The organism is Promicromonospora sp. NPDC023805 (genome assembly GCF_040639635.1).
Classification (GTDB): Bacteria; Actinomycetota; Actinomycetes; order Actinomycetales; family Cellulomonadaceae; genus Promicromonospora.
In genome coordinates this window covers 1-24853 of sequence record NZ_JBFAAH010000007.1, presented here as the reverse complement: position 1 = coordinate 24853, position 24853 = coordinate 1, and the positions used below count along the sequence as shown (strand labels likewise).

Below are 24853 nucleotides of genomic sequence, written 5' to 3'. Positions count from 1 at the left end.
ATCGACCTCTACAAAACGCGGACGAGGCTGCGACTTCCCGGAGCGGTCGCACTTCGTTTAAGCGCTTAATCCTAGCGCACGCGGTTTCGTCACCCAATCGCCCAGTGAGTGCGGCGGGCGACGGGAACGGGCTCCAGACAGTCTGGCGTGCATGGAACCCGTTCCAGCTCAGACGTTGAACCCGAGCATCCGCAGCTGCTCCTTGCCGTCGTCCGTGATCTTCTCCGGACCCCACGGCGGCATCCAGACCCAGTTCACGCGGAACCCGTCGACGATGCCCTCGAGCGCCTGCGCGGTCTGGTCCTCGATCACGTCCGTCAGCGGGCAGGCCGCCGACGTGAGCGTCATGTCGATGGTCGTGTGGTTGTTCTGGTCCACCTGGATGCCGTACACCAGGCCCAGGTCGACGACGTTGATCCCCAGCTCGGGGTCGATCACGTCGCGCATCGCTTCCTCGACGTCCACCGCAGTGGTGGGCGACGGGCCCACTCCCTCAGCGGGAGCGGCCGGGGCTTCCTGCCCGACCTCGGTACTCGCCTCAGTCATCGGTCTCTCCTCAGCTCGTTGCCAGCGCGCCACTGCGCGCCAGCGAGTCCTTGAGCGCCGCCCAGCCGAGCAGCGCGCACTTGATTCGCGCGGGGTACCGCGACACACCGGTGAACGCTGTCGCGTCTCCGAGGGCGTCCTCCGCGGCGTCGTCGTCCAGGCCCTTGCCGCGGGACGACATCAGATCGTGGAACAGGCCGTCGAGCCGCGCCACCTCGGCCAGGGGCGCACCCTCGACCAGCGACGTCATGACCGACACCGATGCCTGGGAGATGGAGCATCCCTGCCCCTCCCACGAGACGCCCGCCACCGTGCCCTCCGGCGTGACGTCGACCCGGAGGGTCACCTCGTCGCCGCAGGTCGGGTTCACCTGGTGCGACTCCCCCGCGAGATGTCCCTCCACCGACGCCAGGTCGACGAGCCCGTGGCCCACCGGACGCTTCGCGTGGTCCAGGATCACCTGCTGGTACATCTGCTCGAGCGTGCTCACGACGCTGCCTCTCTCACTCTTCCGAACGGCCTTGCGGAGGTTCTCATTCTGCTCCGAAGAACGCGCGGACCCCTGCCAACGCTTCCCGGAACGCCACTACCTCTTCGACGGTCGTGTAGACCGACGCCGACGCGCGGGCCGTCGCCGCGACGCCGAACCGGCGGTGCAGCGGCTGCGCGCAGTGGTGCCCCACGCGGACGGCGATGCCCTTGTCGTCCAGCACCTGTCCGACGTCGTGCGCGTGCACGCCGTCGACCACGAATGAGACGACCGCCAACCTGCTGATCTCTTCACCCGCCCCGTCCGCCCTCAGCGGCCCGATCACCCGGACGCCCGGGATCTCGGCGATCTTCAGCATCTCGGCGGCCAGCTCGGTCTCGTGCCGGGCGACGCCGGCCATGCCGAGCTCGTCGAGGTACTGGGCCGCGCACCCCATGCCGACCGCCTGGGCGACCATCTGGGTGCCCGCCTCGAAACGCTGCGGGGGCGGCGCGTACGTGGTGCTCTCCATGGTCACGACCTCGACCATGGACCCGCCGGTGATCGTGGGCGGCATGGCCTCGAGCAGCTCGCGCCGCCCGTACAGCGCGCCGACGCCGGTCGGGCCGAGCATCTTGTGCCCGCTGAACGCGGCGAAGTCGACGCCGAGCTCGTGGAAGTCGACAGGCATGTTCGGCACGGACTGGCAGGCGTCGAGCACCGTGAGGGCGCCGACCCGCCGAGCCGCCGCGACGAGCGTGGCGACCGGCGCGACTGCTCCGGTCACGTTCGACACGTGCCCGAAGGCCAGCACCTTGGTGCGCTCGGTGACGAGGGCGTCGAGGTTCGACAGGTCGAGCCGGCCGTCGTCGCCCACCGGGATCCAGCGCAGGACGGCGCCCGTGCGGGCGCACAGCTCCTGCCACGGCACGAGGTTCGCGTGGTGCTCCGCCTCGGTGACGACTATCTCGTCGCCCGGCGCCAGCCGGAAGCGCTCTGCCGCCTCGCCGCCGCGACCCAGAGTCGCATTCGAGAAGGCGTAGGCCACCACGTTGATCGCGGCGGTCGCACCCGGCTGCCAGACGATCTCGCCTTCGTCGGCCCCGACGAACGCCGCGACGGCTGCCCTCGCCTGCTCGAACGCCTCTGTGGCCTCCTCGGCGAGCTGGTGCGCACCGCGGTGGACCGCGGCGTTGCGCTGCTCGTAGAAGTCCACCTCGGTGTCGAGCACCACCTGCGGCTTCTGGGAGGTCGCGGCGGAGTCCAGGTACACGAGGGTCTGACCGCCCCGCACCGTGCGCTCGAGCAGCGGGAAGTCCGCGCGGACGGCGGCCAGCTCGGTCGTCGAGAGCTGCGTCTCGACAGGCCCGGCTCCCGCGATGGCGGCGGCCAGCGGTTCCTGGTTGCCCGGTCGCACGGTGGCGGTGGTGGTCATGGTCTCCCCCTTGCAGAAGATCGGCAGAGCGTCAGCGGTGGATCAGGCCGAGACCGTCTTGTTGTTGACGAGGTACCGGTCGTAGCCCTCTTCCTCAAGGCGGTCGGCCAGCTCGGAGCCGCCCTCCTCGGCGATCTTGCCGTCGACGAAGACGTGCACGAAGTCGGGCTTGATGTAGCGCAGGATGCGCGTGTAGTGCGTGATGAGCAGGATGCCGATGTCGGTCTGCTCCTTGGCCCGGTTCACGCCCTCGGACACGATGCGCAGCGCGTCGACGTCGAGGCCGGAGTCGGTCTCGTCGAGCACCGCGAAGCGGGGCTTGAAGAGCTCCATCTGCAGGATCTCGTGGCGCTTCTTCTCGCCACCGGAGAAGCCCTCGTTCACGGAGCGCTCGGCGAAGGCCGGGTCCATGCGCAGGTTCTCCATCGCGCCCTTGACCTCCTTGCCCCACGTGCGCAGGGGCGGGGCCTCGCCGGAGATGGCGGTCTTGGCGGTCCGCAGGAAGTTCGCGACGGACACGCCGGCGACCTCGACCGGGTACTGCATGGCGAGGAAGAGACCGGCGCGAGCGCGCTCGTCGACCTTCATCGCCAGGAGGTCCTCGCCGTCGAGCGTGGCGGTACCCGAGGTGACCGTGTACTTGGGGTGGCCGGCGAGCGCCGACGCGAGGGTGGACTTGCCCGAGCCGTTGGGGCCCATGATGGCGTGGGTCTCACCGCTGGCGATGGTCAGGTCGACACCGTGCAGGATCGGCTTGGGGCCTTCCTTGGTCTCGACGCTGACGTGCAGGTCGCGGATCTCGAGGGTGGGCATATCGATTACTCCAGGGTTGCTTGCGAAGTCAGAAGATTCAGGAAACGGGCACGGTGGCGTCGATGTCGACGAGCACCTTGTCGCCGTCGACGGTCACCGGGTAGACGGGCACGGGGCGCACCGCCGGAAGCTGGATCGGCTGACCGGTCCGCAGGTCGAACTGGGAGCCGTGCAGCCAGCACTCGACCAGGCAGCCCTCCACCTCGCCGTCGGACAGCGAGACCGCACCGTGGGAGCAGATGTCGGAGATGGCGTGGAAGTTGCCGTCCGCGTCACGAGCGACGGTCACGGGCACCGGGGCGCCGTCGGCGCCGTCGAGCTCCACGAGCATCGCCTCCTCCGGTCCCAGGTCGTCGGTCATACAGGCCAGCTGCGCGGTCATGCGGTCGGTGCTCCGGTGATCACGCTCATCGACTTCTCCAGCTCGGCCTCGATGGAGGCGAGCAGGCGCTCCTCGACCGACGGGACGCCGATCTCGTGGATGAGCTCGGCGAAGAAGCCGCGCACGACGAGCTTGCGCGCCTCGGTCTCGGGGATGCCGCGAGCCTGGAGGTAGAAGAGCTGCTCGTCGTCGAACCGGCCGGTGGCGCTGGCGTGGCCGGCGCCGGCGATCTCGCCGGTCTCGATCTCGAGGTTCGGCACCGAGTCCGCGCGTGCGCCGTCCGACAGGACGAGGTTGCGGTTGAGCTCGTAGGTGTCGGTGTTCTCGGCGGCCGCCCGGATCAGGACGTCACCCACCCAGACTGTGTGCGCGCCGGCACCCTGCAGGGCGCCCTTGTAGGTCACGCGGGACTTGCAGTCCGGTACCGCGTGGTCGACGAAGAGGCGGTGCTCCTGGTGCTGGTTCGTGTCCGCAAAGTAGAGGCCCACCATCTCGACCTCACCGCCGGGGGCAGTGAACTCGGCGTCCGGCGTGACGCGCACGACGTCGCCGCCGAACGTCACGACGACGTGCTTGAGCTTCGCGTCGCGGCCGATGCGGGCCCGGTGCGAGGAGGCGTGCACGGCGCCGGCGGTCCAGTCCTGGACGCTGACGACGGTGAGCTGCGCGCCGTCCTCGACGACGATCTCGACCGTCTCGGCGAGCGTGCCGCTGCCGTCGTGGTCCAGGACCACGACTGCCTCGGAGTGCCGCTCGGCGCGGACCAGCACGTGGGCCGCCGTCGCGTCCTTCGACACGCCCGTCAGGCGCACGGAGGTGACGTCGGAGGCAACCGCCTCCTTGGGGATGGTCACGATCGTGGCCTGCTCGAAGGCGTTCCACGCGGTGACCGCCGTGCGGTCACCGGGCTTGCCGGCGGTGCCGAGACGAGCGTCGTCGCGGCCGACGGTCTCCACGGTGACCTCAGGGGCCGCGGTGACCTGGACCGTGACGCCCGAGGCGCCGAGCTCGGCCTGGAACAGCGGCTGGAGGCGGTCCGCCGGGGAGAAGCGCCACTCCTCCTCGCGACCGTTGGGGACGGGGATGTCCGCCAGGTCGAAGGACGTGAGGCGCTCGGCCCGTGAGCCCTGGGGCTTGACGGTGCCGTGCGAGTGGGCGCCGTCGGCAACGGCGCGCGTGTGATCTGTCTTCAGATCAGTGGTAGCAGTCGTCATATCAGCCGACGGACCCTTCCATCTGCAGCTCGATGAGGCGGTTGAGCTCGAGCGCGTACTCCATGGGCAGCTCACGCGCGATGGGCTCGACGAACCCGCGCACGATCATGGCCATGGCCTCGGTCTCTTCCATGCCCCGGGACATGAGGTAGAACAGCTGTTCCTCGCTCACCCGCGAGACCGTGGCCTCGTGCCCCATGGACACGTCGTCCTCGCGGACGTCCACGTACGGGTAGGTGTCGCTGCGGGAGATCTGGTCCACCAGCAGCGCGTCGCAGAGGACGGTGGACGCGGAGTGCTTTGCGCCCTCGAGCACCTGCACCAGACCGCGGTAGGACGTGCGGCCGCCGCCGCGCGCCACGGACTTGCTGACGATCGACGACACCGTGTTCGGCGCCGCGTGCACCATCTTGGCGCCGGCGTCCTGGTGCTGACCCTCGCCGGCGAAGGCGATGGACAGCGTCTCGCCGCGGGCGTGCTCGCCCAGCAGGTAGATCGCCGGGTACTTCATGGTGACCTTCGAGCCGATGTTGCCGTCGACCCACTCCATCTGGGCGCCCTCAGCGGCCGTGGCGCGCTTGGTGACCAGGTTGTACACGTTGTTCGACCAGTTCTGGATCGTCGTGTAGCGAACGCGGGCGTTCTTCTTCACGATGATCTCGACGACGGCCGAGTGCAGGGAGTCCGACGTGTAGATCGGCGCCGTGCAGCCCTCGACGTAGTGCACGTACGAGCCCTCGTCGGCGATGATCAGGGTGCGCTCGAACTGGCCCATGTTCTCGGTGTTGATCCGGAAGTAGGCCTGGAGCGGGATCTCCACGTGCACGCCCGGCGGCACGTAGACGAACGAGCCACCCGACCACACGGCGGAGTTCAGCGCGGAGAACTTGTTGTCGCCGGAGGGGATGACCGTGCCGAAGTACTCCTGGAAGAGCTCCGGGTAGTCGCGCAGGCCCGTGTCGGTGTCGACGAAGATGACGCCCTGCTCCTCCAGGTCCTCACGGATCTGGTGGTAGACGACCTCGGACTCGTACTGGGCGGCGACGCCCGCGACGAGACGCTGCTTCTCCGCCTCGGGGATGCCGAGCCTGTCGTACGTGTTCTTGATGTCGTCCGGCAGGTCCTCCCAGGAGGTGGCCTGCTTCTCCGTGGAGCGCACGAAGTACTTGATCTTGTCGAAGTGGATGCCCGACAGGTCGGAGCCCCAGCTCGGCATGGGCTTCTTGCCGAAGAGACGCAGGGCCTTGAGCCGCTGGTTCAGCATCCACTCGGGCTCGTTCTTCAGAGCCGAGATGTTGCGAACCACCTCTTCGCTCAGGCCTCGCTGCGCGGACATGCCCGCAGCGTCGCTGTCGTGCCAGCCGTACTCGTAAGAGCCGATGCTGGCGATGATCTCATCGTCGGAGCGCTGCTCTGGCGCTTGCGTTTCTGCGCTCATCACTTTCCTTCGGTGGGGGTCTTCGCGGGGTGGTTCAGGGGGATGTTCACAGGCAGGTTCACGGGGATGTTCGTGGTGCACGCGTGCGCACCGCCCGCGATGGTCGCGAGGCGTTGGACGTGCGAGCCCAGCAGCTCGCTGAACGCGCGGGCCTCCTGCTCGCACAGCTCGGGAAACTCCTCGGCCACGTGCTGGACCGGGCAGTGCCCCTGGCAGAGCTGCACCGCACGGGCGACCGTGCCGGCAGTAGGACCGCTCAGCGGCGCCGGGACCGGCCGCACGGAGGCGGCGTAACCGTCGGCGGAAAGCAGCTGGACGAGCTGGGCGGCGCGGCCCTCCGCGGTGTCGGCGGTGAGATGCGGCGCGTAGCTGCGGGCGACGGCGTCGAACCGCTCCTTGGCGAAGCCCGCCACCGCCTCGCTGCCGCCCGTCTCGCGCAGGAACCGCAGGACCTGCCGCGCGATCTCCTGGTAGCCGCCGGCGAGCTCGGACTGGCCGCCGCCCGTGACGACGTAGCTCCGGGCGGGGCGCCCGCGGCGGGGCACGCCCGAACGTGAGGCCTCGTGGACGGCGATCTTGCCGTCCTCCTCCAGGAGGGTCAGGTGCCTGCGCACGGCGGGCGCCGTCAGCTCCAGGACGGCGGCGAGGGCGCCGGCGGTGACCGGGCCTCGGGAAGCGACGAGCTCGAGCACGCGCCGACGTGTGGTGCCGTCGGTCTCGTGGCTCGCCACGTGGCCCACTGCTACCTGTGCCGCTGCGCTCATGCTGGTCACCTCCCTCACGTCGGTCCGGGGGCAAACTTCACCCTCGGTGTGCACGCCTCGTAGACGCCAATGCTTTTGAGAACATCCTTGTTCCCTAATTCGAGATGCGCAAGGAAGGCGAACCTCAGTTCGGCCCGATCGCGACACATCTCACACGTGTGGTCCACACCCAGGTCACGTCGTACGACGACGGTCCGCGCGCCGCGTCTTTTGGAATTGGTTGTGGTGCGGTGGCGAGCACTTCCCGACATGTAGAACAGGTGTGCGATGTTGTGAGAGGTGGGTGGCAGGATGCCCGCATGCCCAGGCACACGTCGTTCCGGTTCTGTCTCGACCCGTCGGTCGAGCAGGAACGCATGCTGTCTCAGCACGTCGGAGCGGCGAGGTTCGCGTACAACCAGGCTCTGCGCCTGCACAAGGATGCCCGCGCCGTCGCCGAGCGCAGGCAGGGCTCCTCGCCCGAGGTCACAGTGGGGGTCGTGCCTGACGGCGACCAGCATGCACCCGGCAACGTGCCTGGCACTGTTCGGGTGCCGCGGACGGGGTTTGATCTGATCAAAGCGTTCAACACCTGGAAGCGGTCCGAGGCAGCCGGGCGCCGGCTTGTCGTCGACGCGTCCAGGACGGCGCGGGTGGAAGTGACGGGTCTGGTTTGGCGGGAGCAGGTGCTGGCGCAGGTGTTCGAGGAAGCCTGCGTCGACCTCGGTCGCGGACTGAAGGCGTGGACCGACTCCTGCACCGGCGCCCGGAAGGGACCGAGGGTCAGGTTCCCGCGATTCAAGAAGAAGAGTCCAACCGGTGGGTCGTTCAGAGTTCGGAACCAGATAGGCAGGGGCAGGCCGAGTGTTCGTGTCGGGGATATCGACGCCGGCGATGGAAGGCGCATCAGATCGGTGACTCTCCCGAAGATCGGTGTCTTGCGGGTGCGGGAGTGCACTCGACGGTTGCGGAGGATGATCGCTACCGGGCGTGCCCGGATCCTGTTCGTGACCGTGTCGCGTGGCGCGAGCCGGTGGTGGATCTCCATCACGGTGGAGGCCGCGGACTTGCATCCCGCAGCACGCCACGCATCCCAACAGGCCCAGTCCGGTAAGAGCGACCCGCAGTCCGCCGGAGACGGCGAGAAGGGTTGGATAGGTGTAGATCGTGGCCTGCACGCCCTGGCCGTCGCCGGATCGTCCGACAGCACCGAGGTGCTACGGGTCACCAACCAGCGCGCCTTCCGGCGTGGCCTCCCGCGGCTACGCCGCCTGTCCAAGGCGGTGTCCCGCAAGAAGAAGGGATCAAAGAACCGCAAGAAGGCTGTCGTGCGTCTGGGACGGCAGCATGCCCGGATCCGTGACCGTCGTCGCCATGTGCTGCATCAGGTGTCCAACCAGCTGGTCAAGAACCACGCCCGGCTGGTCCTGGAAGACCTGAACATCACCGGCATGAAGGCCAACCGCAAGCTCTCCCGCGCGATCAGCGACGCGGCGTGGGGTGAACTCGCCCGGCAGATCACGTACAAGCAGGCCTGGCGCGGCGGGCAGGTCGTTTTGGCGGACCGGTGGTTCCCGTCGTCCAAGACCTGCTCGTCCTGCGGGACTCTTCGTAAGGATCTGACGCTCAAGGACCGCACTTTCGAGTGCCGCGAGTGCGGGCATGTGATGGATCGGGATCTGAATGCCGCAGTGAATCTCGCCGCCTGGGCCGAGAACCACAACCCCACCGTCACCGATGGTGCGGGGCGTGGTGCCGCCTGGGCCGGGGACCGTCAAGCAGCCGGCCCCGTCAACAACGCCCACCGACAGGACACCCCCACCCGCGACGACTCTCGTAATCGTGGCGGTAAGGGACTGGATGACGTGGGAACCAACCCTCATACCGCACCCGCGGCCTGAGGGTTGGACGCCCGAGAAGGGCGGTGTTCCACAAGCCATTCGGCTTCTGAAACACGCCGTACGATTGTGCGGTGCCCTTGTCCGACGCGCCCGCGATCGACTCCGCCCAGGCGGCCACCGCAGGCGCCACCCCAGCCAGCGCCGCCGGTGCGGCCGACGGCGACCACGCGGTCGCCGTCGAAGTGCGCGGCCTCGTCAAACGCTACGACGGCCGCGCGGTCGTGGACGGGCTCGACCTGGTCGCCCGGCAGGGCGCCGTCACCGCCGTCCTTGGCCCCAACGGCGCGGGCAAGACGACGACCATCGAGTGCTGCGAGGGCCTGCGCTCCCCCGACGGCGGCACCGTCCGCGTGCTCGGCCGCGACCCCGTAGCCGACGCGCGCGCCCTGCGCCCCCGCGTAGGCGTCATGCTGCAGGACGGCGGCCTCCCCACCGGGGTGCGCGCGCTGGAGCTGCTGCGGCACGTCGCCGCGATGTACGCCAGCCCGCGTCCCGTGGACGAGCTCGCCGAACGCCTGGGCCTGCACGGTTTCGCCCGCACCACGGTGCGCCGCCTCTCGGGCGGGCAGCGTCAGCGCGTCGCCCTCGCGGCCGCGGTGGTCGGGCGGCCCGACGTCGTCTTCCTCGACGAGCCCAGCGCCGGCATGGACCCGCAGAGCCGGCGCGCCGTCTGGGACCTGGTGCGCGAGCTGCGGGCCGACGGCGTCGCCATCGTCCTGACTACCCACCTCATGGACGAGGCCGCCGACCTGGCCGACCACGTGCACGTCGTCGACCACGGCAAGGTCATCGCGTCCGGCAGCGTGCGCGAGCTGACCGACGGCGGATCCGGACCCGGTTCGGTACGCATCGAGGCCACCCCGGGCCTGGACCTGACCCCGCTGCTGACCACCCTCAACACCCCGTTGAGTGCTGAGGCGTGGGTGGGGTCCGAGAGCGAGGCCGGGGTGTACACGCTGACCGGGGCGGTGGATCCCGCCGCGCTGGCGGTCGTGACCGCCTGGCTCGCCGAACGCGGCGTGCTGGCCCGGTCGGTCAGCACCGGCCGCCGCACCCTCGAGGACGTCTTCCTCGACCTCACCGGAAGGAACCTGCGATGAGCAGCCCGCGGGTCGCCGTCCGACAGGCTCGGACGCCTGCCGAGACCCCTGCCGCCGCGCCGGCCCTCCGCCGGATCGCCGCCCAGGCCTCCTTCGAGACGCGCGCGATCCTGCGCAACGGCGAGCAGCTGCTCGTGACGATAGTGCTGCCCGTGCTGGTGCTGGTGGGCCTCGTGCGCACCTCGTTCCTCGACCTCGACACGCAGGGGTACACGCGTATCGACTTCGTGACGCCGGGTGTGCTCGCGCTCGCCGTGATGTCGACGGCGTTCACCTCCCAGGCCATCGCCACCGCGTTCGACAGGCGCAACGGCGTGCTGCGCCTCATGGCCACCACCCCGCTGGGCCGCGGCGGGCTGCTGGCCGGCAAGGTGCTCGGCGTGCTCGCGGTCGAGGTGGTGCAGGTGATCGTCATCGCGGGCGTCGCGGTGGCCCTCGGCTGGCGTCCGGAGCTCGGCGCACTGCCCGCCGTCGTCGGCGCTGGGCTGCTCGGGACCGCCGCGTTCACCGCCCTCGCGCTGCTGCTGGCCGGGACCCTGCGCGCCGAGGGCGTGCTCGCCGTGGCCAACCTCGTGCTCGTGCTGCTCACGGTGGGCGGCGGTGTGCTGCTGCCCGCCGAACAGCTCGCCGGCCCGCTGGCGCACGTCGCGGTGCTCCTCCCCTCGGGAGCGCTGGGCGAGGCGATGCGCGGCGCCCTGCTGCACGGATCCGTGCCGCCGTTCTCCGTGGTCATCCTGCTGGGCTGGACCGCCGCGCTCGGCGCCGGCGCTGCGCGGCTGTTCCGCTGGCACTGATCGGTCTGCCCTGTCCGGGTAAATACCTACCCGAGGCCCATACGCCGAAGGTATGACCACTTCGTGGGGTTGGCGGGTGAAATTTGCGCCTTTAGGGTCCATTTCACCTACGCTCCCCAGGAGGCAACGTGACTTCCACCCACAACAACCGCCGTCGGCTGATCGCCGGTGCGGGCATCGCGCTCGCACTCGCGGTAGCCCCGGCAGCCGCGGCAATGGCGTCGTCGACACCCGCCACATCAATCGACGCGGCACCGGCGCCCGTCGCGGGCGCGCTGATCGAGGACTCGTACATCGTCGTGCTGAAGGACGGCGACGTCGCCAAGGCCGAGGTCCGGAGCACGGCCAGCGGGCTCGTGAAGAAGTACGGCGGCGAGGTCCGCCACTCGTACACGAACGCGGTGCGCGGCTTCTCCGCGTCGATGTCGCCCGGCCAGGCAAAGAAGCTCGAGGCCGACCCGTCCGTCGCGTACGTGGAGCAGAACCGCGTGATGACGGCGACCGACACGCAGTCGCCGGTCCCCTCCTGGGGCCTTGACCGCATCGACCAGGCGGCGCTCCCGCTCGACGACTCGTACACCTACGGCAGCTCCGGCACGGGCGTGACCGCGTACATCGTCGACACGGGCATCCTGACGACCCACGAGGACTTCGGTGGCCGCGCCGTGAGCGGCATCGACACGGTGGACGGCGACGACGACGCCACCGACTGCGCCGGACACGGCACGCACGTGGCCGGCACCGTCGGCGGCACGGAGTACGGCGTCGCCAAGGACGTCTCGCTCGTGGCGGTCCGCGTGCTCGACTGCGGCGGCTCGGGCAGCTTCGACGGCGTCATCGCCGGCATCGACTGGGTCACCGCCGACCACGCCGCCGGCGAGCCGGCGGTAGCCAACATGTCGCTCGGCGGCGGCTTCTCGCAGGCGGTGAACGACGCGGTGTCCGCGGCCGTCGCGGACGGCGTCACGTTCGCCCTCGCCGCGGGCAACGACGGCGGGGCCGACGCCTGCGACGGCTCGCCGGGCTCCACCCCGGAGGCCCTCACCGTGGGTGCCGCCGAGGACAACGACGCCCGCGCCGTCTACTCGAACATCGGCACCTGCGTCGACATCTTCGCGCCCGGCACCGACATCACGTCGGCCTGGTACACCAGCCCGACCGCCACCAGCACCATCAGCGGCACCTCGATGGCCACGCCGCACGTCGCGGGCGCCGCGGCCCTCGTGCTGGGTGGCAACCCCGCCGCCACGCCCGCCGAGGTCGGCGCCGCCCTGACGGGTGCGGCCCTGCAGGACCTCGTCACCGACCCCGGCACCGGCTCGCCCAACCTGCTGCTGAACGTCAGCGGTCTCTGAGGGCCGCCCGCGCACCGCACGTGCCGGACCCTCAGGCCGCTGAAGGCGACCTGAGGGTCCGGCGCGGCCCCCGTCCGCTGCCGCACAGCCGCCCGGTCCGGTTCGAGTAAAGACCCACCCAAGCCCCCATATATGAAGAGTATGACCTTTTTGTGAGGTATGCGGGATGAAATTGCCGATTTAGGGTCACCTCACCTACATACCCCAGGGGGGCAACGTGACCATGCACAGCAACCGCCGTCGGCTGATCGTCGGCACCGGCATCGCAATCGTCCTCGCAGCGGCACCGGCCGCAGCGGCGATGGCGTCGACACCACTGGAGCTGGCGTCCGCGCCGGTCGCCGGCGCCGCGGTCGAGGACTCGTACATCGTCGTGCTCAACAACGACGTCGCCAGGACGCAGGTCAGGAGCGCGGCCAGCAGCCTCGTGCAGGAGTACGGCGGCAAGGTGAACCGCTCGTACAGCAACGCCGTGCGCGGGTTCTCGGCGACGATGTCCGCGGCGGACGCCAAGCAGCTCGAGGCCGACCCGTCGGTCGCGTACGTCGAGCAGAACCAGGTCGTGACGGCGACCGCCACGCAGACGCCCGTGCCCTCCTGGGGCCTGGACCGCATCGACCAGCGGGCGCTGCCGCTCAACAACTCGTACACCTACACGAGCACGGGCGCCGGGGTGAAGGCGTACATCATCGACACCGGCATCCTGACCACCCACCAGGACTTCGGCGGCCGCGCGATCCACGGCAGGGACACCGTGAGCAACGACAACAACGCCACCGACTGCCAGGGCCACGGCACGCACGTCGCGGGCACCGTGGGCGGAACGTCCTACGGTGTGGCCAAGAACGTCACGCTCGTCGCGGTCCGCGTGCTCGACTGCAGCGGCGGCGGCACCACCGCAGGCGTCATCGCGGGCATCGACTGGGTGACCGCCGACCACGCCGCCGGCCAGCCGGCCGTGGCCAACATGTCGCTCGGCGGCGGGTTCTCGCAGGCCCTGAACGACGCCGTCGCCAGGTCGATCGCGGACGGCGTCACCTACGCGGTCGCCGCAGGCAACGAGACCGCCACCAACGCCTGCACCCGTTCGCCCGCCTCCACCCCGGCGGCGATCACGGTCGGTGCCACCACGAGGACGGACGCCCGTGCCTCGTACTCGAACATCGGCACCTGCGTGGACATCTTCGCGCCGGGCTCCGACATCACGTCGGCCTGGTACAACAGCACCACCGCCACCAACACCATCAGCGGGACCTCGATGGCCACGCCGCACGTCGCGGGCGCCGCGGCCCTCGTGCTCAGCGCCAACCCCGGCGCCACGCCGGCCCAGGTCGGCACGACGCTGAACAACGCCGCCGTGACGGGCGTCGTGACCAACCCGGGCACCGGTTCGCCCAACCGGCTGCTGAACGTCACCGGTCTCTGACGATCCAGCCGGCCCCGTAGACGTCAGGCGCCCCGATCACTCAGGTGACCGGGGCGCCTGACGCGTCCGTGCGCGCCATGTGGACGGCTGTGGTGTTCCTGACAGCTCGTCGGCTCAGGATCACAGCGATTCCGGGACCCGCGCGGGAGGCGGCGCAGTCGTCGGCCGCTAGCGTTGGGGGGTGACCGCAACCGCCGCCCCCACCTCCTGGTTCGCCGCGCTCTCCGGCCGCGTCGACCGCTTCCGCCACTGGACCCGCGCGATCCTCCTCGCGAACCTGGTGGGCCAGATCGCCATCATCGGCACGGGCGGCGCCGTGCGCCTGACCGAGTCGGGCCTGGGCTGCTCCACGTGGCCGCAGTGCGAGCCCGGATCCTTCACCCCGCAGTTCCACGAGGCCACGACCCTGCACCCGTACATCGAGTTCGGGAACCGCACGCTGACGGGCGTGCTGGGGATCATCGCGGTGCTGCTCGCGGTCGCGGTCTGCACGGACCTCAAGCGTTCCGCGTCCTACCGCGTGCTCGGCCTGGTGCCGATAGTGGGCGTGCTGATGCAGGCCGTGATCGGTGGCGTCGTGGTGCTCCTGCACCTGCACCCCGGCTGGGTGTCGCTGCACTTCGGCGTCTCGGCCGGGCTCGTGGCCGCGTCGCTGTACGTGCTGCACCGGCACGGCGAGGGCGACAGCGCCCCGACCCTGGTGGTCGGGCCGCGCGTGCGCGCCCTGGCCTGGACGCTGGCCGGGCTGACCGCCGTCGTCGTCGTGCTCGGCGTCCTCACCACGGGCGCCGGCCCGCACAGCGGCGACGCCGAGGTGGGTTACCGCATCACCATCGACCCGGCGCTGCTGACCAGGTGGCACGCCGCAGCGGTGTGGGCGTTCCTGGTGGTCCTGGTCGCCTACCTGGTGTCCGTGCGCGGCGGGCCGACGGCGGTGCGGCGGGCCGCCCTCATCCTGCTCGGGATCACGCTGGCGCAGGGTCTCATCGGGTACGTGCAGTACTTCACCGACCTGCCCGAGCTGCTGGTCGGGCTGCACATGATCGGCGCGGCGGTGCTGATCGCCGGTACGACCCGGGTCGTGCTCACCACGCGGGTGCGGTGAACCCTGCCGGTGGTCGCTGGTGCGACCAGCCTGGCCGTGGACCTGTCCGCTCGTAGGCCTACTCCCCCGTGCTCCGTTCCGTACGGGCCCCGACCAAGCCCTGCTCGTACGCCGCGATGACCAGCTGCGCCCGGTCCCGGGCATGGAGCTTGGCGAGCAGGCTGCCGATGTGGGACTTGACGGTCCCCATCGAGATCGTGAGCGTTCGCGCGATCTCATCGTTCGAGAGTCCGCGACCCACCTGCGTCAGCACCTCCCTCTCGCGATCGGTGAGCGTGCCCGGCCCACGTCCTGCCCGGGGCTCCGTCGAGGCGTCACGCGGCGCACCTCGGTCGACGTAGTGCGCGACGAGGCGGGTGAGGATGCTCGGCGCGAACAGCGACTCACCGGAGTGCGTGCGCCTTACCGCGTCGACGAGGCGGGCGGGCTCCGCATCCTTGAGGAGAAACCCGCTGGCGCCGGCTCGGAGGGCGGCGTGCACGTACTCGTCGAGCTCGAACATGCTGAGCACGAGCACCCGGGTCAGCCCGAGGGCCGGGTCCTCGACGATGCTCCGGGTCGCCTCGATGCCGTCGCCGTCGGGCATCCGGATGTCCATGAGCACGACGTCGGGCCGCAGCAGCCCGGCGTGCCGGACGGCGCCTTCCCCGGTGCCGGCCTCGCCCACGACACTGAGGCCCGGCGCACCGTCGATGACGATCCGCAGGCTGTGCCGGATGAGTGGCTGGTCGTCCACGACGAGCACGCCGACCGGGGCGGTCAACGGCTCACCTCGTCCGGCAGCCGCGCGCTGACCCGGAACCCGGGCCCTACCGCGTCCGCGCGCAGCGTGCCGCCGAGGGTGGCGACCCGCTCGCGCAGGCCCGTGAGGCCCTGTCCGGCACCGGGGTGCGGCTGCCAGCCGGGCACCGGGCCGTCGTCCTCGACGGTCACCGTCACCGCTTCGCCGTCGCGTCGCACCTCGACACGCGCACCGGCAGGTCCCGCATGTCGGGCGGTGTTGGCGAGCGACTCGCGGACGATCGCGCACACAGTCAGCTGCACCCCGGCCGACACGTCGCCGAGGTCCGCGACAGCCAGGTCGGCGGTGACGCCGCCGACCCGGGCCGCCTCGACGATCCCGCTCAGGTCCGCCAGGGTCTCGGCGGGCCTGAGCGGCACGGCCTCACCGCCCGGCGTCCGCAGCACCCCCAGCATGCGGCGCAGCTCGGTGGTGGCCGCACGACCAGCTCGTTCGATGTCCGCGAGCGCCCGGGCACGTTCCGCGTCGCCCGACGCGCCGTCCAGGGTGCGGGCGGCCGCTGCGCGCACGGTGATGAGGCCGAGCCCGTGGGAGGCGAGGTCGTGCAGATCGCGGGCGATGCGGAGGCGTTCTGCCTGCGCGGCGCGTTCGGCGGCCCACGCAGTGAGGTCCTCCTCGTAGGCGCTGCGCTGCTGTCCGGAGCGGAGCAGCGCCCAGATCAGCACGACGAACGCGATGACGCCGGAGAGCAGCACCGAGGTCACCACGGCGACTGGCTCCTCGACGCCTACGGTCGCCAGCACGAGGACGACAGCCGCGAGGACGAGGGCCGCGGTGAGCCACACCCGCGAGCGCAGCACGGGTCGAGCAGTCGGTTCCACCCGGCCGAGTCTAGGTTTCCGTCCCGTGCCGCACATCGGCCCTGGGTCCGACGGACCACGGTCTGACCGACCGGCTCGAAGTCCTGCCCTGGGTCCGATGACGGGGTGGGTCCGGGCGGCTGGGATGGGTGCATGCTTCTGATCGAACAGCTCGTCAAGCGCCACGGGTCCCGTACCGTCCTGGACCGGATCGGCTTCGAGGCCCGGCCGGGGCGGGTGACCGCGTTCCTCGGCCCGAACGGGGCCGGCAAGTCCTCGACGCTCCGCATCCTGCTGGGCCTGGACCGGGCGGACGGCGGTCGCGCCCTGGTCGGTGGGCGCCCGTACCGGAGCCTGCGAGATCCGCTGCGCACCGTCGGGTCGATGCTCGACGGGTCCGGTGCGCACCGGTCGCGGACCGCGCGGGACCATCTGGCCTGGGTCGCGCGGAGCAACGGGATCCCGCGCCGCCGTATCGGCGAGGTCCTGGAACAGGTAGGGCTCGCGGACGCCGGACGGGTCCGCGTCGGGCGGTACTCGCTCGGCATGGGCCAGCGGCTGGGGCTGGCCGCTGCGTTGTTGGGCCGGCCCGAGGCGCTCGTGCTCGACGAGCCGGTCAACGGTCTGGACCCCGAGGGCATCCGCTGGATCCGTGGCCTGCTGCGCGGGCACGCCGACGGCGGAGGGACCGTGCTGCTGTCCAGCCACCTCATGAGCGAGGTGGCCGGGATCGCGGACGACCTCGTCGTGGTCTCCGGCGGACGTATCGCCGCCGCGGGGACGCTGGACGAGGTGACCGCGGGGTACGCGAGCCTGGAGGACGCGTTCTTCGCACTCACGGGTCGTGAGCCCGGTCTTGAGCCAGGTCGTGAGCCCGGCCGTGAGCAGGGGGCAGCCCGATGAGCTTCTGGAACACGTTCACCGCGGAGCTGCGCAAAGCCGGCACACTGCCCGCGAGCTGGGTCGCGGTCGCCGTGACGCTGTTCGGATCGGCCGGGGTCACGGTGCTCAACGCCGTCGCGGCCCGCACGGCGCTCGACTCCGGTGCGCAAGAGTCCCAGGGCTTCTTCTCCGCGTTCGAGACCGCGTATGCGGCGGTCCCGCTCGGCACCGTCGGCGCGGTGGTGCTCGGCGTCGTCGTGATGAGCAGCGAGTACGCCGCGAACAGCACCGACGCCGGGGGCGGGCGCCAGGTCACCGCCACCCTGGCCGCGAGCCCGCGGCGGGCCGTCCTGCTCGCCGCGAAGGCCCTGACAGTGGTGCTGTTCGTCGGGCTGACCGCCGCTGCCACCATCCCGGCCTGTATCGGCGTCGCCCGCCTCGTCATCGGCTCCGGCCCACCGGAGACCGTCGGCCTCGACGACGCGCTGGTCCGGTCCGTCGGCGCCACCCTCTACTGGGCGCTCACCGGACTGATCGCTCTCGCGATCACCACGCTCGCCCGCAGCGGCATCATCCCGCTCGTCGTCCTCATCGCGAACAGCTCGGTCGTCTCGTTCTCGCTCCTGCTGACCCATGTCACCCCGCTCGCCCACTGGCTGCCCGACCTGGCCGGCAGACGCCTCTTCGTCGGGTTGCCCACTGTCGACGGCGGACTGGACGCAGGGCCCGGCGCACTCGTGATGGGCGCCTGGACGTTCGCCCTGCTTGCAGTGGCCGGCATCGTCTTCTCCCGGCGGGACGCATGACCGGGAAGCGCCTCGCTCACATCGCCGTCGCCGAGCTCGGCAAGCTCCGCACGCTGCCCGTCGCGGTCATGACGACGGTCGGCACCGCGGTGATCGGGGCGCTGGTCGCCGCCGCCCTCACCGCGCAGCTCGTCGACCACGGCCTGCCCGCCTCCGCCGCCGCGGTCACGGCTCAGGCCGTCCCGTTCCTGCAGATCGGGCTGATCCTGCTCGGCGTCCTCCCGATGTCCCACGAGCACGACGGCGGCCAGCTCCGCACTACTCTCACCGCAGTCCCCCGGCGCGGCCTGCTGCTCGCCGGGAAGAGCATCGCGACGCTCCTCTGTCTGGCGCTCGCGGCCTCGGCGGCGGTGGGCGGGGTAGTGGCCGCTACCGCGCTCACCGGGCGGCTGCTCGACGCGCCCCCGGCCGAGGACGTCGCAGGGCAGCCGGTCGTCGGCGCCGCCGGCTACCTGGTGGTGGTAGGGCTGCTCGCTCATGCGGTCGCCCTGCTGGTCCGGAGCCTGATCCCCGCGCTCGTCGGGACGCTCAGCCTTGTGCTCATCGTCTCGCCGCTGCTCGCAGGGCTCACCCGGCATGCCCGCTGGCTGCCCGACCGGGCCGCCAGGGAGCTCTACGACCCGACCGACGCGGTGCTGACCGCCGCAACGGGAACGCTCGTCATGCTCGCATGGATCGCGCTGGTCGGCGGGATCGCGGCCGTGCTGTTCGTCCGGCGTGACCCGTGATCATGCTCCGTCCCGACTCAGCGAACCGTGGGCAGCGCCGGCGGCGTCCAGCTCGCGAACCGCGCCATGCCGTCGAGCATCAGCCGCGCCGGGACGACACTGAGCGCCGCGTTGCGCAGCCCGACGAGCGCCGGGTTGCCCAGCTGCTCGCCGAACCGCGCGCTCGCCCACGCGGAGCGCAGCACGCCAGCGGTCCGCGGCCGGCGCACCCGGTCGTAGTGAGCGAGGCCCTCGACGACGGAGTCCGCGCCCGAGACGGACGCCGCGAGCACCACCGCGTCCTCGATGCCCTGACCTCCGCCCTGGCCCACGTTCGGCGGCATGGCGTGCGCGGCGTCGCCCACCAGTGCTACCCGGCCGCCGGCCATGCGCGGGATCGGCTTGGGGAACCCGTAGAGATCAAGCTGCTGCACCTGCTCGGGCCGCGTTGCGGCCAGGACCTCGGGGATGGGGTCGTGCCAGTCGGCGAATACGGCGCGGGCGGCGGCCAGGTCGACGGCGGGGTCGCTCGTCGGCCGGCCCACCGGGCCGACCTGGGTCCCGTACCAGTACAGCCGCCCGTCGCCGAGCGTGATCAGGCCGAACTCACCACCCGGACCCCAGGTCTGGGACATCTCGGTGACCCCTGGGTTGTCGAGCACCGCGAGCCATGTGGTCGACCCGACGTAGACGGGCTCCGCGGCGTCGGGAGCGATCGCCGCCCGCAGGCGCGACCGGACGCCGTCGGCCGCGACCACGAGGTCCGCGCTCAGGGTGGAGCCGTCCTCGAGGGTGACCGTCGCGGGCCGAGCGGTGTCGCCCGGGTCGACCGCGACGGCGGACGCGCCGTAGGTGACGGCCAGGTCGCCGAGCCCGCCGAGCAGCGCCTCCTGCAGGCTCGGCCGGTGGAACGCGATGGCCACGGTGCCGAACCGCGCGGCGATCTGCTCCGGCGAGACGTGCACCAGCGTGCGTCCCGCGCCGTCCCTGAGCGTGCCGGGATAGGTCCGCTCACCGACTGCGCGCACCGCGTCGCCGACTCCTGCGGCGTCCAGGCCGCGCAACCCGTTGGCGAGCAGGACGATGCCCGCGCCGGTGGTGCGCGGCTCGGACGAACGCTCCAGCACCTGGACGTCCCATCCGCAGCGCAGCAGCGCGTTGGCTGTCGTGAGCCCTGCGATTCCCGCTCCGACGACGATTGCGCTCTTGGACATGAGGCCTCCTCGGCCGATCACCTTTACCACTACGCTCGTAGTAGTACTCATGGTGCCATACTCGGACAGTGCCTCGTTCCAACCCCGCTCGACGCCACAGCCTCACCGACGCCGCCATCACACTGCTCGCGTCGGACGGTGTGCACGGGCTCACCCACAGATCCGCCGAGCGGGCTGCCGGCCTGCCCGCCGGGACCGCCTCCAACTACTTCCGCAACCGCGAGGAGCTGCTGGTCGCGGCGGCAGAGCGGATAGTGGAGCTCCATCTGGCCGAGATGGCCCAGGCCGACGCCGCAGCCGTCGAGCAGGCCGCCCGGCATGCCCCTGGCGGGCCGACACCGGAACTCGCCGAGCTGATCGGCATGTCGCTGGAGGTCGCTGCCTCGGCGCACCGCGACCGGTACCTGGCGGTCTTCGAGCTGCTGCTCGAGTCCCGGCGTCGCCCGGCACTCACGGCCGCGCTGGCCCGGCTCGCCGGCGGGGCCGCCGGCTTCACCGGCGACGAGCACGCACAGCTCGGTCTCGACCTGCCCGCCCGGGCGGTACCCCTGCTCGTCGCGCTCTACGGCGGCGCGCTGTTCACGCTCGTCACCGGCCCGGGCGGCGCGGGCGGCCCAGGTGACGCAGGCGGCCCGGGCGGCCAGACCGGGCCGACGGCGCGCGACCTGGCCCGCGCGATAGTCGCCGGCGTGCTGGCCACGACCGCCCCGGACGAGGCCGACCGCGACGCCCCTGGCGCCGTCGGCTGAACCCGGCCCACGCACCTGGCCGCCGGTGTGAATCGGTTAAGTCCGTTGCCCGCACCGACCGGCGCGACGACCGTCGGAGGAGCGCTCACGCCGCGGGCGCCGTTTCGGCGACGCACGCATCGGAGGCCACGCCATGAACCCCCGTGCGACGACCGGGGAGTACGCCGACCGGTTCCTGGCGATGTACGAGAAGATGCACGACCCCGCCAACGGCTACTTCTCCGCGCAGGGCATCCCCTACCACTCGGCCGAGACCCTCCTGGTGGAGGCCCCCGACTACGGCCACGAGACGACGTCGGAGGCGTACAGCTTCTGGCTCTGGCTGGAGGCCTCGTACGGCCAGATCACCGGCGACTGGGACCCCTTCAACAACGCCTGGGACACGCTCGAGGCGTACATGATCCCAACCACGGAGAACCAGCCGACCAACGGCGCGTACAACCCGGCGTCGCCCGCCACGTACGCCCCGGAGCACAACCACCCGAGCGCCTACCCCGCGCGGCTCGACTCGGGCGTCTCCGTCGGCCAGGACCCGATCGGCGCGGAGCTCCGTGAGACCTATGGCACCAGCGAGATCTACGGCATGCACTGGCTGGCCGACGTCGACAACGTGTACGGGTTCGGCGCGGCCCCCGGCTCCTCCGAGCTGCTGGGCCCGGACTACGAGGGCACGTCGTACATCAACACGTTCCAGCGCGGCCTGCAGGAGTCGGTCTGGGAGACCATCCCGCAGCCTGCCATCGACGACTTCTCCTACGGCGGGCCCAACGGCTACCTGGACCTGTTCACGGGCGACGCGAGCTACGCCCGCCAGTGGAAGTACACGAGCGCACCGGACGCCGACGCCCGCGCCGTCGAGGCCGTGTACTGGGCCAAGCAGTTCGCGAACGAGCAGGGCGCGGGCGGCAAGATCTCCGCCACCGTGACCAAGGCGTCCAAGCTGGGCGACTACCTGCGCTACTCCCTGTTCGACAAGTACTTCAAGGAGATCGGCGGCGAGTCGACAGGCTGCGCGGCGGGCTCAGGACGCAGCTCGGCGCACTTCCTGCTGTCCTGGTACTACGCGTGGGGCGGCGCCCTGGACACGAGCGGACCGTGGGCGTGGCGCATCGGCTCATCGCACGCGCACTTCGGCTACCAGAACCCGCTCGCGGCCTATGCCCTGTCCACCGACGCCGACCTCGTGCCCGCCTCCCCCAGCGCCCAGGACGACTGGTCGACCAGCATGGACCGGCAGCTCGAGTTCTTCCGGTGGCTGCAGTCCGCCGAGGGCGGTATCGCGGGCGGCGCCACCAACAGCGTGGACGGGGCCTACGGCTCGCACCCTGCGGGCACGCCGACGTTCTACGAGATGGTGTACGACGAGGCGCCGGTCAACCACGACCCGCCGTCGAACCAGTGGTTCGGCATGCAGGCGCGGGGTGTCGAGCGGATCGCGCAGCTGTACCACCAGACGGGTGACGAGCGCGCGCGGTCCGTCCTCGACAAGTGGGTGCTCTGGGTGCTCGACGAGATCACCGTGACCGCCGACTCGTGGCAGGTGCCGTCCGAGCTCTCGTGGAGCGGCGCCCCGGACACGTGGAACCCGGCCGACCCCGCGGCCAACACGGGCCTGCACGTCGAGGTCACGTCCCATGGGCAGGACGTCGGCGTCGCCGGGGCTCTCGCCCGCGCGCTCATCTACTACGCCGCGGCCTCGGGCGACCAGCAGGCGGCCGACACCGCCAAGGCGCTGCTCGACGCCATGTGGGAGCAGAACAGCGACAAGAAGGGCGTCGGAACCGTCGAGTCCCGTGCCGACTTCGCGCGGTTCGACGACGAGTACCAGCCCGGCGGCAACGGCGTCTACGTGCCGGGCGGCTGGACGGGCATCAACCCGAACGGCGACCAGGTCTCGTCCGGCGTCTCGTTCCTGGACATCCGGTCGTTCTACCAGGACGACCCGATGTTCCCCGAGGTGCAGGAGTACCTGGACGGCGGCGACGTCCCGCAGTTCACGTACCACCGGTTCTGGGCCCAGACCGCCGTCGCGACGGCCATGGCGGAGTACGACCGCCTCCTGGGCGCAGGCGCCCGATTATCCCGACGGCGATAGACCTCTGGCGAGGTAGTCACTCAGCGCGAGCCGAGTGACTACCTCGCCAGATGTTTACGTGTCTACGTCGGGTGGACGGAGACGGGGCAGTGTCAGACCTCCGGGACCCAGAGGTCCTCACCGTTGGGGGGCGTGCCGACGGCGCCGACGGAGACGGGCACCGGCGCGGCCTCGGGCAGGTCGCCCAGCGCGCGCTGCGCCACGGCACCCGACGAGAAGTTCGCGTAGCACTCGGGGCAGTACCAGTCGGGCGTCGGCACCGGGGTGTCGAAGCCGCCGTACACGACGTCCGGCTCGAGCTTCATGTTGTCGTGGATCGCCTGGCCCCACACGATGCGCTTGGTGGCGCCGCGCTGACCGCACGACGGGCACGACGGACGCATCCGCGCACGCTGCGACAGCACCGCGTGCGGGTGCAGCAGCGCGTGGCACGGCTCGCACAGCAGGAAGGTCTGCTCGATGAGCTCCGCGAGGGGGCGCTCGCCGGTCTCGCCGAGGTGGGCGCCGTCGTCGTGCGGGTGCAGCTGCATGACGTCGACGAACCGCTCGCACGAGGCGCAGCGCTCCTCGCGGCGCAGGTCGGTGCCCGCCACCTGCTTGTGCCCGAGCAGGCGCAGGACGTGCAGGTTCGGCGACAGCTCGTCGGTCTCGCAGTTGCCGGCGTCGAGCGTGCCGGTGGCGCCGTGCTTGTACTGGTGGGCGATGCCGTCGAGCACCAGGCGGGCGTGCTCCTGGGGCAGCCAGCCGGACGACCGCGCGTAGGCCGCGGCGCCGTTGAAGAGGTCGTCCCAGACGACGGGCTTGTCCGGGCCGAACACCTCGTCGCTGACCCAGTCCTCGCCCTGGCTGGCGCCCATGAGCTCGACCGCGGCAACGATGCCCGGCTCGGAGCCCACGACGGTGACGACGACGTCGCCGCGCTGCGGGCCGTCCGCGCCGCCAGGCAGACGGTGCTCGTGGCTACGGCTCGCGATGGCGACCGCCTCGCCCAGCCAGTCCTCGGACCAGTTGAGGTAGACGGACGGAACGAGCCACGCCGGAAGGGACGATACGTTGGGAAGCATGTCGGGTTCGCTGGTCACGCGGGGAGAATAGCGCAGCCCGGTGACGTCGTTATGACAGTCCCGGTACGCGACCTCCCGGACTTACCGGAACTCGACCACTACCTGGTCGAAACCGGACGCGGACAACATCACCTCAAGGGTCTTCACCGTGTTCGCCCGGGCGCGTTCGTCCAGGTCGGACTCCTCGGACGCGGCCGCTATCTGATCCTGCGCCGCGGCGAGCGCCTCCTGGCGCGCGTCGGTGTCGGTATCGAAGAAGTCACCCACCCGGTCGACCAGGCCACGGTCCTCCGTCAGGGCGCGGCTGGTGTCGAGATCGATACGCGGCTCGGCGAGCTCCGGCTCGGGGAGCGTGACCGATACCGTCGTGCCGTCGTCCGAGATCTCTATGGCTTCCTCGGTGAGGCCGGCGAAGTCCACGTACGCCTCGACCGAGCCGTTCACCACGAGCACGGTGCGCTCCCCCGCGACCCAGCCGGGCACGTACTTGACGTCGCGCTCCAGGTCGACGAGGACCTCGTACTGCGCCTCGCCCGCCACGAACCGCGCGAGGTCCTTCATGCTGAGCAGGACGGGACGCTCGGAACGGTCGACCTCGCTCGTCGTGAACGGGTTCAGCCCTTCCACGAGCACCCGCCAGAACGCGTCGCGGAAGTCGTCGCGCAGTGCCGACAGCACGCCGAAGACCGCCGCCGCGGCCAGCGCGAGGCCCACGAGGAACCCGAAGACGCCGGCGAGCCAGGAGGGCATGCGGCGTCGCGCGGGCTTGGTGTCGGCGTCGGTGCCAGTCATCCCGGTGCCAGTCAACGCAACCGCCCCCTTAGGGAGATATGTCCGAATATCTCGTGGAGTCACACGCTAGCGGCACCCACTGACACTCGCTGCGTGGGCGGGAGATCGGCCGGTCGCTCGGCCACGCCGACGACTTCGGTCGGTTGCCTCGAGATCGGTCGGTCGGCCCGGAGGACGTCTTCTCGTGGGCGACGCCGGGGCGCGCCTACGCTGGAGAGGTC

At 71.0% G+C, this 24853-nt stretch carries 24 protein-coding genes; 11 read left to right on the top strand and 13 right to left on the bottom strand.

All coding sequences use genetic code 11. The features are described from left to right. Positions 1 to 168 precede the first annotated feature (168 nt). Genes AB0F70_RS09265 through AB0F70_RS09230 form a run of 8 tightly spaced genes read right to left on the bottom strand, consistent with a single transcriptional unit; the run spans position 169 to position 7061 of the window. Complete coding sequence (locus AB0F70_RS09265) at positions 169 to 546, bottom strand: metal-sulfur cluster assembly factor (RefSeq protein ID WP_275007227.1); 378 nt, start codon at positions 544 to 546, stop codon at positions 169 to 171. A gap of 10 nt (positions 547 to 556) precedes the next feature. Next, positions 557 to 1036: a Fe-S cluster assembly sulfur transfer protein SufU gene (sufU, locus tag AB0F70_RS09260; RefSeq protein ID WP_357446552.1), complete on the bottom strand. Its 480-nt coding sequence runs from the start codon at positions 1034 to 1036 to the stop codon at positions 557 to 559. A 43-nt stretch (positions 1037 to 1079) separates the two neighbouring features. Beyond that, complete coding sequence (locus AB0F70_RS09255; RefSeq protein WP_357446549.1) at positions 1080 to 2450, bottom strand: SufS family cysteine desulfurase; 1371 nt, start codon at positions 2448 to 2450, stop codon at positions 1080 to 1082. Positions 2451 to 2492: 42 nt separating this feature from the next. Beyond that, positions 2493 to 3263 (bottom strand): Fe-S cluster assembly ATPase SufC, encoded by a 771-nt coding sequence (gene sufC / locus AB0F70_RS09250; protein WP_357446546.1) that lies wholly within the window; start codon positions 3261 to 3263, stop codon positions 2493 to 2495. A 37-nt stretch (positions 3264 to 3300) separates the two neighbouring features. Continuing rightward, positions 3301 to 3645 (bottom strand): non-heme iron oxygenase ferredoxin subunit, encoded by a 345-nt coding sequence (locus AB0F70_RS09245; protein WP_357446543.1) that lies wholly within the window; start codon positions 3643 to 3645, stop codon positions 3301 to 3303. Next, the gene (gene sufD / locus AB0F70_RS09240) at positions 3642 to 4859 is read right to left on the bottom strand and encodes a Fe-S cluster assembly protein SufD (RefSeq protein WP_357446540.1); all 1218 of its coding nucleotides are present in this window, start codon (positions 4857 to 4859) and stop codon (positions 3642 to 3644) included. The genes AB0F70_RS09245 and sufD overlap by 4 nt, the downstream gene beginning before the upstream one ends. A gap of 1 nt (position 4860) precedes the next feature. Continuing rightward, a complete protein-coding gene (sufB, locus tag AB0F70_RS09235) occupies positions 4861 to 6297 on the bottom strand; it encodes a Fe-S cluster assembly protein SufB (RefSeq protein WP_357446537.1) in 1437 nt (478 codons plus the stop codon). Then, entirely contained in the window at positions 6297 to 7061 is a 765-nt protein-coding gene (locus AB0F70_RS09230) for a helix-turn-helix domain-containing protein (protein ID WP_357446534.1), read from the bottom strand. The genes sufB and AB0F70_RS09230 overlap by 1 nt, the downstream gene beginning before the upstream one ends. Positions 7062 to 7360: 299 nt before the next feature. Between AB0F70_RS09230 and AB0F70_RS09225 the strand changes: the two genes are divergently transcribed. The 6 genes from AB0F70_RS09225 (at position 7361) to AB0F70_RS09200 (ending at position 14721) form a co-directional block, all read left to right on the top strand. After that, complete coding sequence (locus AB0F70_RS09225; RefSeq protein ID WP_357446531.1) at positions 7361 to 8941, top strand: RNA-guided endonuclease TnpB family protein; 1581 nt, start codon at positions 7361 to 7363, stop codon at positions 8939 to 8941. A 71-nt stretch (positions 8942 to 9012) separates the two neighbouring features. After that, positions 9013 to 10041 (top strand): ABC transporter ATP-binding protein, encoded by a 1029-nt coding sequence (locus AB0F70_RS09220; RefSeq protein WP_357446528.1) that lies wholly within the window; start codon positions 9013 to 9015, stop codon positions 10039 to 10041. Further along, positions 10038 to 10835 (top strand): ABC transporter permease, encoded by a 798-nt coding sequence (locus AB0F70_RS09215; protein ID WP_357446525.1) that lies wholly within the window; start codon positions 10038 to 10040, stop codon positions 10833 to 10835. The genes AB0F70_RS09220 and AB0F70_RS09215 overlap by 4 nt, the downstream gene beginning before the upstream one ends. A gap of 128 nt (positions 10836 to 10963) precedes the next feature. After that, positions 10964 to 12190: a S8 family peptidase gene (locus tag AB0F70_RS09210; protein WP_357446522.1), complete on the top strand. Its 1227-nt coding sequence runs from the start codon at positions 10964 to 10966 to the stop codon at positions 12188 to 12190. A 223-nt stretch (positions 12191 to 12413) separates the two neighbouring features. Then, on the top strand, positions 12414 to 13616 hold the full coding sequence (locus AB0F70_RS09205; RefSeq protein ID WP_357447037.1) for a S8 family peptidase: 1203 nt from the start codon (positions 12414 to 12416) through the stop codon (positions 13614 to 13616). A gap of 181 nt (positions 13617 to 13797) precedes the next feature. Further along, entirely contained in the window at positions 13798 to 14721 is a 924-nt protein-coding gene (locus tag AB0F70_RS09200) for a COX15/CtaA family protein (RefSeq protein WP_357446519.1), read from the top strand. Positions 14722 to 14779: 58 nt separating this feature from the next. On the opposite strand, the gene AB0F70_RS09195 is transcribed toward AB0F70_RS09200, so the two are convergent. Next, entirely contained in the window at positions 14780 to 15484 is a 705-nt protein-coding gene (locus AB0F70_RS09195; RefSeq protein WP_357446516.1) for a response regulator transcription factor, read from the bottom strand. Next, positions 15481 to 16344, bottom strand: a complete 864-nt coding sequence (locus tag AB0F70_RS09190; RefSeq protein ID WP_357446513.1) for a histidine kinase — start codon at positions 16342 to 16344, stop codon at positions 15481 to 15483. Before AB0F70_RS09190 ends, AB0F70_RS09195 begins: the two co-directional genes overlap by 4 nt. Before the next feature lie 132 nt (positions 16345 to 16476). Between AB0F70_RS09190 and AB0F70_RS09185 the strand changes: the two genes are divergently transcribed. From AB0F70_RS09185 to AB0F70_RS09175, 3 genes are read left to right on the top strand one after another with little or no spacing between them, the layout of a single operon-like run. Beyond that, positions 16477 to 17226: an ATP-binding cassette domain-containing protein gene (locus AB0F70_RS09185; RefSeq protein ID WP_357446510.1), complete on the top strand. Its 750-nt coding sequence runs from the start codon at positions 16477 to 16479 to the stop codon at positions 17224 to 17226. Next, positions 17223 to 18011: an ABC transporter permease gene (locus AB0F70_RS09180; protein ID WP_357446507.1), complete on the top strand. Its 789-nt coding sequence runs from the start codon at positions 17223 to 17225 to the stop codon at positions 18009 to 18011. The genes AB0F70_RS09185 and AB0F70_RS09180 overlap by 4 nt, the downstream gene beginning before the upstream one ends. Further along, a complete protein-coding gene (locus AB0F70_RS09175) occupies positions 18008 to 18739 on the top strand; it encodes a hypothetical protein (RefSeq protein WP_357446505.1) in 732 nt (243 codons plus the stop codon). Before AB0F70_RS09180 ends, AB0F70_RS09175 begins: the two co-directional genes overlap by 4 nt. A gap of 17 nt (positions 18740 to 18756) precedes the next feature. On the opposite strand, the gene AB0F70_RS09170 is transcribed toward AB0F70_RS09175, so the two are convergent. Continuing rightward, a complete protein-coding gene (locus AB0F70_RS09170) occupies positions 18757 to 19932 on the bottom strand; it encodes an FAD-dependent oxidoreductase (RefSeq protein WP_357446502.1) in 1176 nt (391 codons plus the stop codon). 68 nt (positions 19933 to 20000) lie between these two features. Between AB0F70_RS09170 and AB0F70_RS09165 the strand changes: the two genes are divergently transcribed. Together AB0F70_RS09165 and AB0F70_RS09160 are read left to right on the top strand one after the other, a co-directional pair. Next, the gene (locus tag AB0F70_RS09165; RefSeq protein WP_357446499.1) at positions 20001 to 20681 is read left to right on the top strand and encodes a TetR family transcriptional regulator; all 681 of its coding nucleotides are present in this window, start codon (positions 20001 to 20003) and stop codon (positions 20679 to 20681) included. A gap of 133 nt (positions 20682 to 20814) precedes the next feature. Then, positions 20815 to 22776: a glycoside hydrolase family 48 protein gene (locus AB0F70_RS09160; protein WP_357446496.1), complete on the top strand. Its 1962-nt coding sequence runs from the start codon at positions 20815 to 20817 to the stop codon at positions 22774 to 22776. 92 nt (positions 22777 to 22868) lie between these two features. Here the strand turns inward: AB0F70_RS09160 and AB0F70_RS09155 are convergent, their stop codons facing one another. Next, complete coding sequence (locus AB0F70_RS09155) at positions 22869 to 23858, bottom strand: hypothetical protein (protein WP_357446493.1); 990 nt, start codon at positions 23856 to 23858, stop codon at positions 22869 to 22871. 63 nt (positions 23859 to 23921) lie between these two features. After that, the gene (locus AB0F70_RS09150; RefSeq protein WP_357446490.1) at positions 23922 to 24632 is read right to left on the bottom strand and encodes a DUF4230 domain-containing protein; all 711 of its coding nucleotides are present in this window, start codon (positions 24630 to 24632) and stop codon (positions 23922 to 23924) included. Positions 24633 to 24853 lie beyond the last annotated feature (221 nt).

Coding starts and splice junctions, on each gene's coding strand:
- AB0F70_RS09255 (WP_357446549.1), bottom strand. CDS start 2,450: ATGACCACCACCGCCACCGTGCGACCGGGCAACCAGGAACCGCTGGCC.
- AB0F70_RS09265 (WP_275007227.1), bottom strand. CDS start 546: ATGACTGAGGCGAGTACCGAGGTCGGGCAGGAAGCCCCGGCCGCTCCC.
- sufC (WP_357446546.1), bottom strand. CDS start 3,263: ATGCCCACCCTCGAGATCCGCGACCTGCACGTCAGCGTCGAGACCAAG.
- AB0F70_RS09205 (WP_357447037.1), top strand. CDS start 12,414: ATGCACAGCAACCGCCGTCGGCTGATCGTCGGCACCGGCATCGCAATC.
- AB0F70_RS09150 (WP_357446490.1), bottom strand. CDS start 24,632: ATGACTGGCACCGACGCCGACACCAAGCCCGCGCGACGCCGCATGCCC.
- sufB (WP_357446537.1), bottom strand. CDS start 6,297: ATGAGCGCAGAAACGCAAGCGCCAGAGCAGCGCTCCGACGATGAGATC.
- AB0F70_RS09180 (WP_357446507.1), top strand. CDS start 17,223: ATGAGCTTCTGGAACACGTTCACCGCGGAGCTGCGCAAAGCCGGCACA.
- AB0F70_RS09225 (WP_357446531.1), top strand. CDS start 7,361: ATGCCCAGGCACACGTCGTTCCGGTTCTGTCTCGACCCGTCGGTCGAG.
- sufD (WP_357446540.1), bottom strand. CDS start 4,859: ATGACGACTGCTACCACTGATCTGAAGACAGATCACACGCGCGCCGTT.
- AB0F70_RS09245 (WP_357446543.1), bottom strand. CDS start 3,645: ATGACCGCGCAGCTGGCCTGTATGACCGACGACCTGGGACCGGAGGAG.
- AB0F70_RS09215 (WP_357446525.1), top strand. CDS start 10,038: ATGAGCAGCCCGCGGGTCGCCGTCCGACAGGCTCGGACGCCTGCCGAG.
- AB0F70_RS09230 (WP_357446534.1), bottom strand. CDS start 7,061: ATGAGCGCAGCGGCACAGGTAGCAGTGGGCCACGTGGCGAGCCACGAG.
- AB0F70_RS09170 (WP_357446502.1), bottom strand. CDS start 19,932: ATGTCCAAGAGCGCAATCGTCGTCGGAGCGGGAATCGCAGGGCTCACG.
- AB0F70_RS09185 (WP_357446510.1), top strand. CDS start 16,477: ATGCTTCTGATCGAACAGCTCGTCAAGCGCCACGGGTCCCGTACCGTC.
- AB0F70_RS09175 (WP_357446505.1), top strand. CDS start 18,008: ATGACCGGGAAGCGCCTCGCTCACATCGCCGTCGCCGAGCTCGGCAAG.
- AB0F70_RS09160 (WP_357446496.1), top strand. CDS start 20,815: ATGAACCCCCGTGCGACGACCGGGGAGTACGCCGACCGGTTCCTGGCG.